This window comes from Streptomyces sp. NPDC058373 (genome assembly GCF_042723275.1).
Taxonomy (GTDB): domain Bacteria; phylum Actinomycetota; class Actinomycetes; order Streptomycetales; family Streptomycetaceae; genus Streptomyces.
Genome location: NZ_JBHXJE010000027.1, coordinates 39,156 through 54,293 on the forward strand (window position 1 = coordinate 39,156; position 15,138 = coordinate 54,293).

Below are 15,138 nucleotides of genomic sequence, written 5' to 3' on the forward strand. Positions count from 1 at the left end.
GACATCGGCGGGGAGGGGGGGGGCTGATGCACCTGGTGTTCAGCAGCGACGAGGTGCCGCCCGGAGAGGGCCTGGCGGTCCTGGACGAGCTCTACGCGACCAGCGAGCACCCCATGCGGCTGCGCGCGAAGGACCCGGAGCGCTTCCGCGCGACAGCCCGGACCCTGGACCTCGCCGCGGTGAACGTGGTGGAGCTGGCCTGCTCCCCGTCCGAGGTGGTCCGCACACCGAAGCTCGTCCGGCAGGCGGACCCGGAGCTGTGCTCCGTGATCATGCCGGTGCGCGGACGGGTCGCGCTCGACCAGGCGGGCCGGGAGGCGGTTCTGGGAACGGACGACCTCGCGCTGTACGACAGTTCCCGCCCCTTCCACCTGAGGCTCGCCCCCGGCGGCGGGGCCACCACCCTGGTCCGCGCCCACGTCCCCCGGACCCTGCTGGACCTGCCCGGGGCCCGGGTCGAGCGGCTGCTGGCGACCACCCTGGACGGGCGGGCCGGCGTCGGCGCCCTGCTGGCGCAGTTCCTCACCGGCACGGTCACCGGCTCCTCCGCCTACCGGCCGGCGGACCTGCCCCGGCTCGGCACCGTCGCCCTCGACCTGCTGAGAGCGGTCCTCGCCCACCACCTGGACGCGGAGAGCTCGGTACCGGACGACTCGCACCGGCGCACGCTGCTGCTGCGCATCGAGGCGTTCGTGCAGCGCAACCTGCACGAACGGCAGTTGTCACCGGCGGCCGTCGCCGCCGCCCACCACATCTCCGTCAGCTACCTGCACCGGCTCTTCGAGGCCCGCGACACCACCGTGGCGGCGTGGATCCGCCTTCAGCGCCTGCAACGGGCCCGCCGCGACCTCGCCGACCCCGCGCTCGGCGCCGTCCCCGTCCACCACATCGCGGCCCGCTGGGGCTTCAACGACCACTCCACCTTCACCCGCGCCTTCCGCGGTGTCTACGGAGTGCCGCCCAGGGAGTTCCGCCGCAGCTCCGCGCTTCGCTGAGCGGGACGGGGGCAGGCGTCAGCCGACCGCCCCTCGCGGAGGAGCACGGTGCTCGCCGGGCCCCCGGCCGCGCTCGGCCCGGCCAGGTCCGCGACCCCGCCCGGGCCGCTGACGTGCGAGGGTGGGAGAGAGGGGCCTCGGCCGGCCCCGGCCCTCTGAGGCGAACGGAAACGACATGGACGAGCCCTTTCCCTTCGACGCCCAGTCCCTCCTCGCGGAGAGCGAGACCCTCGACGCCTTTCTCGCCGAGCTCGCCGCCGAGGCGAGGCAGCGTATGCCCGGCGCCGAAGGCTGCGGGATCACCCTGGAACGCGACGGGCGTCCGTACACCGTGGCCAGCGCCGGAAGCAGCGCGCCGCCGCTCGACGAGATGCAGTACACCCTCGACGACGGCCCCTGCCTGGAGGCGCTGCGCCACGACAAGGAGGTGTACGTCACGGACATGAGCGAGGAGAAGCGCTGGATGCCCTACCCGCCGTACGCCGTCGACCGCGGCACACGCTCCTCGCTCTCCCTCCCGCTGAAGGAGCGGCACGGCATGGCGGGCGCTCTCAACCTCTACGCCCCCAGCCCGGGCGCCTTCGCCCCCGCCGACAAGGAGCGGCTGCGGCTGCTCGCCGCCCAGGCGTCCGGCGCCCTCGTCCTCGCGGTCCGCCTCGCCGACGCCCAGCAGTCCGCGGCCGACCTCCAGGCGACCCTGCGCTCCCGCACCGTCATCGACCAGGCGATGGGCGTGATCATGGGCCAGCAGCGGTGCGGCGCCGACGAGGCCTTCGCCTTCCTGCGCACCGCCTCGCAGAACCGCAACATCAAACTCCGCGACCTCTGCGCCCAGCTCATCGGCAACATCACCGGGGACCCCCCGCAGGAGGGGAGCTGGCGGCCCCGGCACGACGGCGGGCAGGAGGCCCCGCGGCCGGAACCGATCCCCTGACACCGGACGCGCCGCCGTCCGCGGAGGCCGGGCACCGCCCCGAACGGTACTGAGCTGCCCCGTCGCCCCGGACCCGGCACACGCCGCCCCGGGTGATCCTCTAGGCTGGAGCCGGGTCCAGCAGCGTGGCCCGTCGCTTCGCGCTGCTCAGGAGACCCTTCGTGCCCCCCAGTCCCTTCACGTTGTCCAGCACCACGCGGTCGTGGCCGTCCGCCCAGGTGACGACGGTGCGCCTCACGGGGCACGTGGACGAGGAGACGTGGCCCCGGCTCGCCGCGTGCCTCGAACGGGCACTCACCATCTCGGCCGGACCGTACGTCGCGGTCGAACTCGGCCCCGACGCCGAACTCTCCGACGCCGTCGCCCGGCGGCTGATCAGCCTGGTCCTCGACGGCGCCGGGCGCACCCCCCGCCTCGTCCTCACCGGCGAGTGGAGCTCCGCCGAGGGCGGCACCCCCGGCCCGGACGAGGCCCCGGCGGACAGCGCGAACCGTGGCGACACCGAGCTCCACGACCTGCGCGCCAACCTCCGCACCCGCCCGCTCATCGCCCAGGCCCAGGGCATCCTCCAGGAGCGGTACGGGCTGCGCGACGCCGAGACCGCCTTCGACCTGCTGCGCGACAGCTCCCAGCAGCACAACGTCAAGCTGCGCACCCTCGCCTCCGTCTTCCTCTCCGCCCCGCGCCCCGCCGACGGCCCGCAGTGGTTCCCCGGCCGCACCCGCGTGCCCGCCCCCGAGCTGGGCTTCGCACCGTGGCTGCGCCGCAGCCGGGTCCCCCGCAGCGCCTTCGCCGAGGCGGTGCTCGGCACCGCCCTGCGCTGTGTACGGAGCACGCGCGGGATGCTGCACATCGCCGACCCGCTCATCGGCCCGCAGCTCGAAGCCCACCAGGGCATCCCGGACGCCCTCCTGGACCACCTCACCCGCGGACCGGACGGCGCGGGCCGGGGCCCCGCCACGGACGCGATGCGCGAAGGAAGACGGAGCGCCCTCGTCGACGGACTCGACGACCCCCGGCTCACCGAGGAGACCCGGCAGGCCCTGCGGGCGGCGGGCATCGGCCGCGCCTGGTACGCCCCGCTGCTCTCCGCCTCCGGCGAGAGCTCAGGCGTCGTCACCCTCTACGCCCCGCCCGCCGGCCCCGTCCCCACCGAGACGGAGTGGAAGGCCCTCGACCTCGTCGTGGCCCAGGCGGGGGAGTGGCTCGACTGGCACCGCCGTACCGTCATGCTCGACGCCCTGGAGCAGCTCCACGCACAGGCCCGCGGCCACGCCGGGAAGCCCCGCGGCTGACGCGGGCGCAGCGCCGGGCGTGAGACCGCTCAGGATTTTCCCGCATGGCCGGTTCGCACCGGGGCACACTCGCACGTGAGGTCAAGCAGCGGCCCAGAGGAACACCACCCGTACCCCGGAGGGTTCCATGAGGGATTCCGCCATGTCCGCCGACCGCACCCCCGTGACCGTCGTGCCTCTCGACGCCATCGTCGACCCCGAGAACGAGGAGGCCGTCGAGGAGGAGCTGCGCGCGTTCCAGGAACGGGCCGGTGCGAGCGTGGTCGTGGTACACGTACGGGCCCGTGTGGTGACACCCCGGGCCCTGCACCTCCTGCTCCGCGCCAGGGAACGCGCCACCGCCGAAGGCGGCCTCCTCTGCGTCGCCGCCCCCGGGCCCGCGGCCCGCCGCGTCTTCCACCTCACCGGCCTCAGCCGCGTGCTGCGCGTGGCGGCCACCGTGCCGGGCGCGATCCGCCGCAACGCGGGCGCGGGCTGCGGCCACCCCGCGGGGCCGCCGCCGGAGCGGCGCGCTGCCGCCTCCCCTCGCCGGGTCCCCACGACGCGGCCGCGGGCCCGCCAGATCCGCCCGCTGAGCCAGCCGCACTCCTCCCGGCCCCTGTCGCCCTGAACCCCCGCGGGGGAGGGCCCCGTTCCCCCGTACGCGGTCAGCCCCGCAGAGCCTCGTGCCCGACCTCCCGGGCGACGCGGGCGAAGGCCCGTTTGCGGGGAACGTCGTGGGTCTTCAGCCAGGTGGCGGCCCATTCGATGGGCGGGGCGTCCCGGAAGGGGACGTACACGATGTCGGGCCGGCTGTAGAAGTGCTGGGCCTGGGCTCCGACGATGACCGCGCCCGCGCCCGCCCCGGCCTGCTGCAGGGCTTCCTGGAACGTCTTCACGCGCGGCCCGCCGAGGATGGCGGAGCCGGCGGGGGTGCGGGTGGGGTGGCGGTCCGAAGGCCAGCCGCCCGGGCCCGCGTTGGTGGGGCGCAGCAGGGTGACGCCCGCCAGATCCTCCATCGATACGCTCGCTCCGGCCGCCAGCGGGTGGCCGGAGGGGACGGCGAGCATGCGCGGCTCGGAGAACAGCACGGGGCCGACGGTGATGTCGGGCTCGGCGAGCGGCAGGCTGATCACCAGGATGTCGACGTGCTCCTCGCGCAGGCTCGCCAGGGCCTCGGCGACCTGTACCTCCCTCAGTTGGACCGGCACACCGCTTTCCGCCTCCGCGAACCTCCGCGCGGCCTGGTGGACCACCTGACCGGCGAGCGCCCCGATGAATCCGATCCGCAGCGAGCCGCGGCCACCGCGGGCCGCTTCGGCCGCCCGGGCGAGCCCTCTCTCGATCTGCTCGTAGCCGCTCTGCAGGTCCTCGCGGAGTTGTCGGCCGATCTCGGTGAGTTCGACCGTACGGCTGCTGCGGGTGAAGAGCGGCGTGCCGATACGCCCTTCAAGTCTCTTGAGGAGTTGGCTGATACGGCCGGTCGTGACGTGCAGCCGCTGAGCGGTACGCCCGAAGTGCAGCTCTTCGGCGAGCGTGAGGAAAGCCTCCAGCTCAAGCCGCTCCACCATGCGTCCTCCTTGCCGAGCAGGGGCCCCAGGCCGGTGCCGGGCTGCGTGCGCATGCGGTGGTGGGTCCGTCGCCGTGCCCCTCGGCCGAGTCGCCTAAACATGCGTTTAGTGATCTTAACTTGTTCGCACCTCCCCCACCCGGCAGGATGTTCGAAGCGAGGGCACGCCGTCGAATCCGGAAAGGCGCGGGCAATTCCCCGTCCCCGGCAACGTGCGAACCGTCGGAGTATTTTCCCGGACTCCCTTTTCGCCGATGCGAATGGACGGTGCGCCCAGCTGGCGCCGACGCCGCCTGAACCGGCTCCGCCCCGAGTGCGGAGACGGAACGGCACGCTGCTCTCGCACCGCGCGGCGACGGGGGGACCGCGCGGTGACGGGGACGAGAGGTGGGCGGGGCGACGGGGGTGCCCCGCCCACTTCGGGTGAAGGCGGCCGGCCGGCGCCGACGGCAGGGCCAGGAACGAGGCCGGCGTCGGAGTCCGCCCGACCCGTGCCTCAGGGCTCGCCCCGGACGGTCCGGTGCCGGCCCTCCGCGCCGAGGGGGACTGCGTGCCGGTTCGTGACCTCGAACAGGCCGTGGCCGACGACCGGTTCGGCCCTTGCGCCATAGGCGCGGGTGCGCCGTGTCCGGGCAGTCCCGCTCCAGGAAGCCGTACGCGTCGAGGTCCCGCGCCACCTTGCCGTCCAACGAGCGCACCAGGTTCGTCCCGTCAAGACTTGAAGGGACCGCGAAGCTGAGGCAGGTCAAAACCTCCGATTCTCCCTCCTGGGTGCCTCATCGTGCGCGATGTATTGACAACCGATTTCAGAGGTTTTACTTTTCCGGGCATCTGAGAGCGCTCTCAGGTCGAGCTCTCCCCCCCCGCAACGGTTCCGCCGCGACCTCAGGCCATCCCGCCCCTCCCGGCTGTTGTGGCCGCCGCTGACGAGCCCGTCCCTCTCGACGACAAGAGGTGCCCCCCATGCGAATGCCCCGATCACGCCCGGCCGCCGCGGTGGTCCTGGCCGCCGCGCTGGCGGCCGTGGGCCTCGGCCCGGCCGCGACCCCGGCGGCGGCCGCCACCGTCCCCGTGGGAGCCGGGAGTTACTCCGACACCCGGCCGGCCGGCACGACCGGCCCCACGACCGACACCGGCACGCCGGTCACCCCGAAGGTCACGCAGGCCGCCGAGGGCAAGCCCGTGCCCACCAACGACTGGTGGTCCTCCCTCGCCTTCCAGCGTTACGGCGACAATCCGTACTCCCAGCCCATGTACGGCCACCCGCTCACGTACCAGGCCGTCTCCGGCGGACTGGAGGTCGGCTACCCGACCAGCCCCACCGTCGTGGGCGAGGGCCGCCAGTACGAGTACGCGCACGAGCCGGACCTCACCCTCGGCCTGAGCGGGCTCAACTCGCCCGACACCAAGGCCGACGACTGGTCCGACTGGACGGTCACCCCCTACTGGTCCGACGGCGACCGCACCCTGCGGACCACCATCGGTCACGGCATGCCCTTCGTCTACGCCGAGGGCTCAGGCGGCGACGCCCAGATCACCACCGCGGCCGCGCCGACCGTCTTCTCCGACGAGGGCAACGTCGTCGGCATCACGGTCGGCGGACACCACTACGCCCTCTTCGCGCCGACCGGCAGCGACTGGGACGTCTCCGGCACCGAGATCACCGCCGGCCTCGGCGACAAGGACTACTTCTCCGTCGCCGTACTGCCCTCCACCGACGCCCTCGCGACCTTCCGCACGTACGCGTTCAGCTTCGTCACCGGATCGCAGGTGGAGTGGAGCTCCTCCGACGGCACGGTCGGCGCCACGTACGAGCTCACCACCGAGGCCAAGGAGGGCACCGAACGCGGCACCCTCCAGGCCCTCTACCGGCATCAGTGGATGCACACCACCGACGACCTCACGCCGTACACCTACGTCTCTCCCCGCGGCACCATGAAGGTCCGGGAGGGCGCCTCCTTCACCACCAGCCAGAAGGCCGCCCCGGTCCTGCCCGGGCTGCCGGGGACCGACGCGGTCGACACGTCCCAGCTGCGCGCCTACCTGTCCGAGGTCGCCGATTCCTCCGACCCGTTCTCCGGGGCCTCGGACACCTACTGGACCGGCAAGGCGCTGGGCAAGCTCGCCCAACTGGTGCCGCTCGCCGACCAGATCGGTGAGACCGCCACCCGCGACAAGCTCATCGGCCTGCTCCAGGACCGTCTGGAGGAGTGGTTCACCGCGGGCGGGGCGAGCGAGTTCTCGTACGACGCGGACTGGAAGACCCTCACCGGTTACCCCGCCTCCTACGGCAGCGACAGCGAACTCAACGACCACCACTTCCACTACGGCTACTACGTGTACGCCGCCGCGATCGTCGCCCAGTACGACGCCTCCTGGGCCGAGGACTCCGCCTGGGGCGGCATGGTCAAGGCCCTGATCCGCGACACCGCCAACCCCAGCCGCAGCGACAGCGACTTCCCCTTCCTGCGCGGCTTCGACGTCTACGCCGGGCACAGCTGGGCCTCCGGCCACCAGGGATTCGCCGCCGGCAACAACCAGGAGTCCTCCTCGGAGTCCACCAACCTCAGCGCGGCACTGGTGCTCTGGGGCTCGGCCACCGGCGACACCGAACTGCGCGACCTCGGCAGCTACCTGCTCGCCACCGAGGGCGAGGCGATCGCCCAGTACTGGTTCGACGCCGACCAGGAGGTCTTCCCCGACTCCTTCACCCACGACACGGTCGGCATGGTGTGGGGCAGCGGCGGGGCGTACTCCACCTGGTGGACCGCCAACCCGGAGGAGATCCACGGCATCAACGTCCTGCCCGTGACCGCGGGCGGCTCCCTGCACCTGGCCGGGCACCAGGACGCGATCCGGCGCAACATCGCGGAGATGGAGCGTGAGAACGGAGGGCCCGCCGTCGAATGGCGCGACATCCTCTGGGAGTTCGAGTCGCTGGCCGATCCGGCCGCCGCCAAGGCGAAGTGGGACGACGGCCACGCCGGATACACCCCGGAGGACGGTGAGTCGAAGGCGCACACCTACCACTGGCTCACCACCCTGGACGCGCTCGGCGCCCCCGACCCCTCGGTCACCGGCGACCTGCCCACGTCCGCGGTCTTCGCCAAGGACGGCGTCCGCACCTACGCCGCCCACAACCACGGGTCCGAGGCGGTCACGGTCACCTTCTCCGACGGCAAGGAACTCACCGTGCCGGCCGGTTCCACCGCGACCGGGAGCGGCGCCGGGTGACGACGGCAGCTCGTCGAAGGTGACGCTGAAACGCTGAAGCCCCTCCCGGCCCACGTGCACGCGGGCCGGGAGGGGCGCGGCGGCGGTGACGCCGAAGGCGCTCAGATGTCCCGGAACGTCTCGATCTGGGCGCCGACCGAGTTGAGGCGTTCGGCCAGGTCCTCGTAACCGCGGTTGATGACGTACACGTTGCGCAGGACCGAGGTGCCCTCGGCGGCCATCATGGCGAGGAGGACGACCACGGCGGGGCGCAGGGCGGGCGGGCACATCATCTCGGCGGCGCGCCAGCGGGTCGGGCCCTCCACCAGGACGCGGTGCGGGTCGAGGAGCTGGAGGCGGCCGCCGAGGCGGTTGAGGTCGGTGAGGTAGATGGCGCGGTTGTCGTAGACCCAGTCGTGGATGAGGGTCTGGCCCGAGGCGGCGGCGGTGATGGCCGCGAAGAACGGGACGTTGTCGATGTTCAGGCCGGGGAACGGCATGGGGTGGATCTTGTCGATCGGCGCCTCCAGCTTGGAGGGGCGCACGGTGAGGTCGACCAGCCGGGTGCGGCCGTTGTCCGCGGCGTACTCGGGGGTGCGGTCGTGGTCGAGGCCCATCTCCTCCAGGACGGCCAGCTCGATCTCCAGGAACTCGATCGGTACCCGGCGCACCGTCAGCTCCGACTCGGTGACCACGGCGGCGGCGAGCAGGCTCATCGCCTCGACCGGGTCCTCCGAGGGGGAGTAGTCGACGTCGACGTCGATGACGGGGACGCCGTGCACCGTGAGGGTGGTGGTGCCGATGCCCTCGACGCGCACCCCCAGCGCCTCCAGGAAGAAGCAGAGGTCCTGGACCATGTAGTTGGAGGAGGCGTTGCGGATGACCGTGACGCCGTCCTTGCGGGCTGCGGCCAGCAGAGCGTTCTCGGTCACGGTGTCGCCGCGCTCGGTCAGGACGATGGGCCGGTCGGAGGGCTCGGGCGTCTCGACCTCCGCGTGGTACAGGCCCTCGGTTGCGGTGATGTCCAGGCCGAACCGGCGCAGCGCGATCATGTGCGGCTCGATGGTGCGGGTGCCGAGGTCGCAGCCGCCGGCGTACGGCAGCTTGAAGCGGTCCATGCGGTGCAGCAGCGGGCCGAGGAACATGATGATGGAGCGGGTGCGGCGGGCCGCCGTCTGGTCCATGCCCGCCATGTCCAGGTCGGCGGGCGGGACGATCTCCAGGTCGTGCCCGTCGTTGATCCAGCGGGTGCGTACGCCGATGGAGTTGAGGACCTCCAGGAGGCGGTAGACCTCCTCGATGCGGGCGACCCGGCGCAGGGTGGTGCGTCCCCGGTTCAGCAGCGACGCGCAGAGCAGGGCGACGCAGGCGTTCTTGCTCGTCTTGACGTCGATCGCGCCCGACAGGCGCCGGCCGCCGACCACCCGCAGATGCATCGGCCCGGCGTAGCCCAGTGAGACGATCTCACTGTCCAGAGCTTCACCGATTCGGGCGATCATCTCAAGGCTGATGTTTTGGTTGCCGCGTTCGATGCGGTTGACCGCGCTCTGGCTGGTGCCGAGCGCCTCGGCGAGCTGCGCCTGTGTCCAGCCGCGATGCTGACGGGCGTCACGGATGAGCTTGCCGATGCGTACCAGGTAGTCGTCTGCCATGCCCGAAGGCTATCTCAGATATGAGATGCGGGCCTGTTGGGGGACCGTCCGGGGGAGAGGGCGTACGCGGGCCTGGCGAAGGGGCGGCTGACGGCCCGTCGGCTTTGCGCCGGAGACTGCGCCGGGCCCTTTCCGCACGCACCCGCCGGTGGTCCGGAGGCTGCGCCGGGCCCTTTCCGCACGCACCCGCCGGTGGCAGAGTGCCGTGCCATGGCGACACGGGGGCGGGTGCCGGGCGACGATGCCCGGCTTGCTCTTCCCGGCGAGCGCGGTCTGCGCCACCGGCTCCTCGACGGGCACCAGCCCCCGGGAGATCACCAGCAGGAAGGGCACGCGGCCTTCCTCCGGCGCCGGCGCGGACAGCTTCGCCGCCCGGTCCACGACCACCTCGCGCAGGGGCGCGACCCGGTCCGCGAACTCCTCCTGCGGCACCCCGGCGGCCTGCGGGTACCCCGCCTCCAGCAGCCTGCGCACCTGCCGGTCGAACTGTGGCCCTAGGGTGCCCGCCCGGCCCCGGTCCGGTGCCGCGTCCGCTTCGGCGAGCCGTCGGCGGGCAGGCGTGTCAGTGGACGGGGCGCGGGTGAACGGCGGAACCGGAGGACCCCGTGACCGCCCCTCCCAGGGGCAGCGCGGACCTCCGCCGCGCCAATCGGCGCCCCCGAGGCATGCCTCGTAGGCGGTCATGTACTAGAGTTATCTCGACATCGAGATATCTACCCAGGGCGAGACCGCGACCGCCGCCGGTAAGGCTTACCTAACTTAGCCCTACCTTAGCTGACTGGTGCGAGTGCGGGGCGGCAGAATTGCGGTAGAACGCGCACATTGATGAAGGAGACTGTCGTGTCGGCGAACAGCTTCGACGCCCGCAGCACGCTGCGCGTGGGCGACGAGTCGTACGAGATCTTCCGGCTGGACAAGGTCGAGGGCTCCGCGCGCCTCCCTTACAGCCTGAAGGTGCTGCTGGAGAACCTGCTCCGCACGGAGGACGGTGCGAACATCACCGCCGACCACATCCGGGCGGTCGGCGGATGGGACTCGCAGGCCCAGCCCAGCCAGGAGATCCAGTTCACCCCCGCCCGCGTGATCATGCAGGACTTCACCGGTGTGCCGTGTGTGGTCGACCTCGCCACCATGCGTGAGGCCGTGAAGGAGCTGGGCGGCGACCCGGCGAAGATCAACCCGCTGGCCCCCGCCGAGCTGGTCATCGACCACTCGGTCATCGCCGACAAGTTCGGCACCGACCAGGCGTTCGCCCAGAACGTCGAGCTGGAGTACGGTCGCAACCGCGAGCGCTACCAGTTCCTGCGCTGGGGCCAGACCGCGTTCGACGAGTTCAAGGTCGTCCCCCCGGGCACCGGCATCGTCCACCAGGTCAACATCGAGCACCTGGCCCGCACGGTCATGGTCCGGGGTGGCCAGGCGTACCCCGACACGCTGGTCGGCACCGACTCGCACACCACCATGGTCAACGGCCTCGGTGTGCTCGGCTGGGGCGTGGGCGGCATCGAGGCCGAGGCCGCCATGCTCGGCCAGCCGGTCTCCATGCTCATCCCGCGCGTCGTCGGCTTCAAGCTGACCGGTGAGCTCAAGCCCGGCACCACCGCCACCGACCTGGTCCTCACGATCACCGAGATGCTGCGCAAGCACGGCGTCGTCGGCAAGTTCGTCGAGTTCTACGGCGAGGGCGTCGCCGCCACCTCGCTCGCCAACCGCGCCACCATCGGCAACATGTCGCCGGAGTTCGGTTCCACCGCCGCGATCTTCCCCGTAGACGACGAGACGCTGAAGTACCTGCGCCTGACCGGCCGCGACGCGCAGCAGGTCGCCCTGGTCGAGGCGTACGCCAAGGAGCAGGGCCTGTGGCTGGACCCGGCCGCCGAGCCGGACTTCTCCGAGAAGCTGGAGCTCGACCTCGCCACGGTCGTCCCCTCCATCGCCGGCCCCAAGCGCCCGCAGGACCGCATCGTCCTCGCCGAGGCCGCCACCCAGTTCGGCCAGGACGTGCGCAACTACGTCTCCGAGGCGGACCTGGACGAGGCCGGCAAGGAGTCCTTCCCGGCCTCCGACTCCCCGGCGGTCTCCAACGGCACCCCGTCGAAGCCGGTCACCGTGACCGCCCCCGACGGCTCGACCTACGAGATCGACCACGGCGCCGTCACCGTCGCCGCCATCACCTCCTGCACCAACACGTCCAACCCGTACGTGATGGTCGCCGCCGCCCTCGTCGCCAAGAAGGCCGTGGAGAAGGGCCTGACCCGCAAGCCGTGGGTCAAGACCACCCTCGCCCCCGGCTCGAAGGTCGTCACCGACTACTTCGACAAGGCGGGCCTGACCCCGTACCTCGACAAGGTCGGCTTCAACCTCGTCGGCTACGGCTGCACCACCTGCATCGGCAACTCCGGCCCGCTGCCGGACGAGGTCTCCCAGGCCGTCAACGACAACGACCTGGCCGTCACCGCGGTGCTCTCGGGCAACCGCAACTTCGAGGGCCGGATCAACCCCGACGTCAAGATGAACTACCTGGCCTCCCCGCCGCTGGTCGTCGCGTACGCCCTCGCGGGTTCCATGAAGGTGGACATCACCAAGGACGCGCTCGGCGTGGACCAGGACGGCAACGCCGTCCACCTCTCCGACATCTGGCCGACCGAGGCCGAGGTCAACGACGTCGTCGCCAACGCCATCGGCGAGGACATGTTCAACAAGTCCTACCAGGACGTCTTCGCGGGCGACGCCCAGTGGCAGGCACTGTCCATCCCGACCGGCGACACCTTCGAGTGGGACACCGAGTCCACCTACGTGCGCAAGCCCCCGTACTTCGAGGGCATGCAGATGGACCCGGCCCCGGTCGAGGACATCGCCGGCGCCCGCGTCCTGGCCAAGCTCGGCGACTCGGTCACCACCGACCACATCTCCCCGGCCGGTGCCATCAAGGCCGACACCCCGGCGGGCAAGTACCTCACGGAGCACGGCGTCGAGCGCCGCGACTTCAACTCCTACGGCTCGCGCCGAGGCAACCACGAGGTCATGATCCGCGGCACCTTCGCCAACATCCGCCTGCGCAACCAGATCGCGCCGGGCACCGAGGGCGGCTTCACCCGCGACTTCACCCAGGCCCAGCAGGCCGGTGACGCGCCGGTGTCGTTCATCTACGACGCTTCGCGCAACTACATCGACCAGGGCATCCCGCTGGTCGTCCTGGCGGGCAAGGAGTACGGCTCCGGCTCGTCGCGCGACTGGGCCGCCAAGGGCACCGCGCTCCTCGGCGTCAAGGCCGTCATCGCCGAGTCGTACGAGCGCATCCACCGCTCCAACCTCATCGGCATGGGTGTCCTCCCGCTCCAGTACCCCGAGGGCCACTCCGCCGCGTCCCTCGGTCTGACCGGTGAGGAGACCTTCTCCTTCAGCGGCGTCAGCGATCTGAACAACGGCACCACCCCGTCCACGGTCAAGGTCACCACCGACACCGGCGTGGAGTTCGACGCGGTCGTCCGCATCGACACCCCCGGCGAGGCCGACTACTACCGCAACGGCGGCATCATGCAGTACGTGCTGCGCAACCTGATCCGCAAGTAGCGGCGCCGCGCCCCACCCGGGGCGCGTCCCGCGCGGACCGCCGCACAGCGGCTGAGGGCCGCACCCCCGCTTTGGCGGAGGTGCGGCCCTCGTCGCGTTCCGCGCGTACCGTGGCGCAGGGAACCACCGACTCCGGTACGCCCCGGGCGTGTTGAGCCGACGACCGGCCGGAGGTCTCAACTCGGGAAAGAGTGCCGGTCAATACTGTGTTCGATCTTGCAGCCCGCGCGAGGAGTGGACTATACCTGTCGGCGTCCGCCCGGAGTTTTCGCCCCGGGCCGGACGGGTCAGGGGGAGTCCCGGGGGACCCGGGGAGCACAGTGTCTCCCCCCACTCCCCTCCGCGTCCCGTGAACCCAGCACCGTCGCACATCCAGCACGACCCCAGCTTCACATCACCTTGCGGTGCCGGGGAGGTTCCGGTTCACCGCCTGAGTCCTGGAGAGGGCGAGGACTTGAGCATGGGATCCACCTCAGGAATCGACCGGCGCAGTCTGATCAAGCGGTCGGCGGCCATCGGGCTGATCACCGTCCCCACGATGAGCTTCCTGTCGGCCTGCGCCAGTGGCGACAGCACCGACAACAAGGTCGAGAAGGGCGAGAAGAGCAAGGACAACCCGCTGGGGGTCAACGCCTCGGCGCCGCTCGACTTCGTCCTCTTCGACGGAGGATTCGGCGTCGCGTACGCCGAGGACGCGGTCAAGGCGTACGAGAAGGCGTACCCCGAGGCGAAGGTCAAGTTCGGCTCCACGCAGAAGATCCAGTCGGAGCTGCAGCCGCGCTTCAACGGCGGCACCCCGCCCGACCTCATCGACAACTCCGGTGCCGAGCAGATGGACATGGGCGTCCTGGTCGGCAAGGACCAGCTGGCCGACCTCACCCCGCTGCTCGACGCCCCCTCGATCGACGACCCGTCGAAGAAGGTCCGCGACATCCTGCGGCCCGGCATCATCGAGATGGGCCAGTACGACGGCGACCCCTGCTACATCCTCAACTACGCCTACACGGTGTACGGCGTCTGGTACTCGCAGACCGCGCTCGACAAGCTCGACGCGGAGTACCCGCAGGACTGGGACGGCATGCTGGCGCTCTGCGCCAAGGCGAAGAAGAAGGGCATCGCCGGCTGGACGTACGCGGGCAAGTACCCGTACTACATTCCCTTCTCGCTCTACCCGTTCATCGGCAAGATCGGCGGCCGCGAGGTCCTGGACGCCATCGACAACCTGGAGCCGGGCGCCTGGAAGCACCCGGCGGTCAAGGCCGGTTTCGAGGCGTACTACGAGCTGTACAAGAAGGGGTACGTCCTCAAGGGCACCCCCGGCATCGACCACGTCGAGTCGCAGACCGCGTGGACCCAGGGCAAGGCCCTGTTCCTGCCCAACGGCTCCTGGGTGGAGAACGAGGCGGCGGGCACCACGCCGGACGACTTCGAGATGAAGGTGGCCGCCCCCTCCAGCCTGGACAGCTCCGACAAGCTGCCGTTCGGCACCCTGTGGGCCTCGGGCGGCGAGCCGTTCATCGTTCCCAAGAAGGCGAAGAACCCGGACGGCGGCATGGAGCAGCTGCGCATCATGCTCAGCGAGAACTCCTCGAAGAACTTCACCACCAAGGTGAAGTCGCTGACCGCTCTTGACGGCGGCACCGAGGGGCTGGAGCTGACCTCCGCCCTCAAGTCGGCCGTCGCCGCCCTGGAGAAGGCCGGGGAGAACATCCTCAACCCGCGCCTGCAGGACTGGTACGTCGAGCTGCAGAAGCAGAAGATCGGCGCCGGCGCGATCGGCGAGATGATGGCGGGCCGGATGACCCCCGCCGAGGCGATCAAGAAGTGCCAGGAGTTCGCCGACGCCGCGGCCAAGGACGACTCCATCAAGCACTACCGGCACCAGTGAGACAGGCGGTCGCGGGCCCGCCTGGCGCGGGTCCGCGAC

10 protein-coding genes are annotated in these 15,138 nt (G+C 71.3%); 8 read left to right on the plus strand and 2 right to left on the minus strand.

Features of this window, described 5'->3' with window-relative positions; all coding sequences use genetic code 11:
• The first annotated feature begins 26 nt into the window (after positions 1-26).
• The 4 genes from ACFWMZ_RS16935 to ACFWMZ_RS16950 all read left to right on the plus strand — a co-directional run bounded on the left by ACFWMZ_RS16935 (position 27) and on the right by ACFWMZ_RS16950 (position 3,834).
• The gene (locus ACFWMZ_RS16935) at positions 27-995 is read left to right on the plus strand and encodes a helix-turn-helix domain-containing protein (protein WP_383202336.1); all 969 of its coding nucleotides are present in this window, start codon (positions 27-29) and stop codon (positions 993-995) included.
• A 175-nt stretch (positions 996-1,170) separates the two neighbouring features.
• Positions 1,171-1,929 (plus strand): GAF and ANTAR domain-containing protein, encoded by a 759-nt coding sequence (locus tag ACFWMZ_RS16940; RefSeq protein WP_383173790.1) that lies wholly within the window; start codon positions 1,171-1,173, stop codon positions 1,927-1,929.
• A 161-nt stretch (positions 1,930-2,090) separates the two neighbouring features.
• On the plus strand, positions 2,091-3,224 hold the full coding sequence (locus ACFWMZ_RS16945) for a GAF and ANTAR domain-containing protein (protein ID WP_383202339.1): 1,134 nt from the start codon (positions 2,091-2,093) through the stop codon (positions 3,222-3,224).
• Between the two features lie 142 nt (positions 3,225-3,366).
• Positions 3,367-3,834 (plus strand): STAS domain-containing protein, encoded by a 468-nt coding sequence (locus ACFWMZ_RS16950; RefSeq protein WP_383173925.1) that lies wholly within the window; start codon positions 3,367-3,369, stop codon positions 3,832-3,834.
• Between the two features lie 37 nt (positions 3,835-3,871).
• Here the strand turns inward: ACFWMZ_RS16950 and ACFWMZ_RS16955 are convergent, their stop codons facing one another.
• On the minus strand, positions 3,872-4,774 hold the full coding sequence (locus tag ACFWMZ_RS16955) for a LysR family transcriptional regulator (RefSeq protein ID WP_383173784.1): 903 nt from the start codon (positions 4,772-4,774) through the stop codon (positions 3,872-3,874).
• A gap of 962 nt (positions 4,775-5,736) precedes the next feature.
• Here ACFWMZ_RS16955 and ACFWMZ_RS16960 point away from each other — a divergent pair.
• Positions 5,737-8,007, plus strand: a complete 2,271-nt coding sequence (locus ACFWMZ_RS16960; protein WP_383173781.1) for a glycosyl hydrolase — start codon at positions 5,737-5,739, stop codon at positions 8,005-8,007.
• 101 nt (positions 8,008-8,108) lie between these two features.
• Here ACFWMZ_RS16960 and ACFWMZ_RS16965 read toward each other — a convergent pair whose 3' ends face one another.
• Positions 8,109-9,638: a helix-turn-helix domain-containing protein gene (locus tag ACFWMZ_RS16965; protein WP_383173778.1), complete on the minus strand. Its 1,530-nt coding sequence runs from the start codon at positions 9,636-9,638 to the stop codon at positions 8,109-8,111.
• Positions 9,639-9,848: 210 nt separating this feature from the next.
• Between ACFWMZ_RS16965 and ACFWMZ_RS16970 the strand changes: the two genes are divergently transcribed.
• From ACFWMZ_RS16970 to ngcE, 3 genes are all read left to right on the plus strand, one after another.
• The gene (locus ACFWMZ_RS16970) at positions 9,849-10,136 is read left to right on the plus strand and encodes a hypothetical protein (protein WP_383202342.1); all 288 of its coding nucleotides are present in this window, start codon (positions 9,849-9,851) and stop codon (positions 10,134-10,136) included.
• A 342-nt stretch (positions 10,137-10,478) separates the two neighbouring features.
• Positions 10,479-13,211 (plus strand): aconitate hydratase AcnA, encoded by a 2,733-nt coding sequence (acnA, locus tag ACFWMZ_RS16975; RefSeq protein ID WP_383173772.1) that lies wholly within the window; start codon positions 10,479-10,481, stop codon positions 13,209-13,211.
• A gap of 460 nt (positions 13,212-13,671) precedes the next feature.
• On the plus strand, positions 13,672-15,099 hold the full coding sequence (gene ngcE, locus ACFWMZ_RS16980) for an N-acetylglucosamine/diacetylchitobiose ABC transporter substrate-binding protein (protein WP_383173769.1): 1,428 nt from the start codon (positions 13,672-13,674) through the stop codon (positions 15,097-15,099).
• Positions 15,100-15,138: the final 39 nt, after the last annotated feature.

Coding starts and splice junctions, on each gene's coding strand:
- ACFWMZ_RS16935 (WP_383202336.1), top strand. CDS start 27: ATGCACCTGGTGTTCAGCAGCGACGAGGTGCCGCCCGGAGAGGGCCTG.
- ACFWMZ_RS16960 (WP_383173781.1), top strand. CDS start 5,737: ATGCGAATGCCCCGATCACGCCCGGCCGCCGCGGTGGTCCTGGCCGCC.
- ACFWMZ_RS16970 (WP_383202342.1), top strand. CDS start 9,849: ATGGCGACACGGGGGCGGGTGCCGGGCGACGATGCCCGGCTTGCTCTT.
- ACFWMZ_RS16965 (WP_383173778.1), bottom strand. CDS start 9,638: ATGGCAGACGACTACCTGGTACGCATCGGCAAGCTCATCCGTGACGCC.
- ACFWMZ_RS16950 (WP_383173925.1), top strand. CDS start 3,367: ATGTCCGCCGACCGCACCCCCGTGACCGTCGTGCCTCTCGACGCCATC.
- ngcE (WP_383173769.1), top strand. CDS start 13,672: ATGGGATCCACCTCAGGAATCGACCGGCGCAGTCTGATCAAGCGGTCG.
- ACFWMZ_RS16955 (WP_383173784.1), bottom strand. CDS start 4,774: ATGGTGGAGCGGCTTGAGCTGGAGGCTTTCCTCACGCTCGCCGAAGAG.
- ACFWMZ_RS16940 (WP_383173790.1), top strand. CDS start 1,171: ATGGACGAGCCCTTTCCCTTCGACGCCCAGTCCCTCCTCGCGGAGAGC.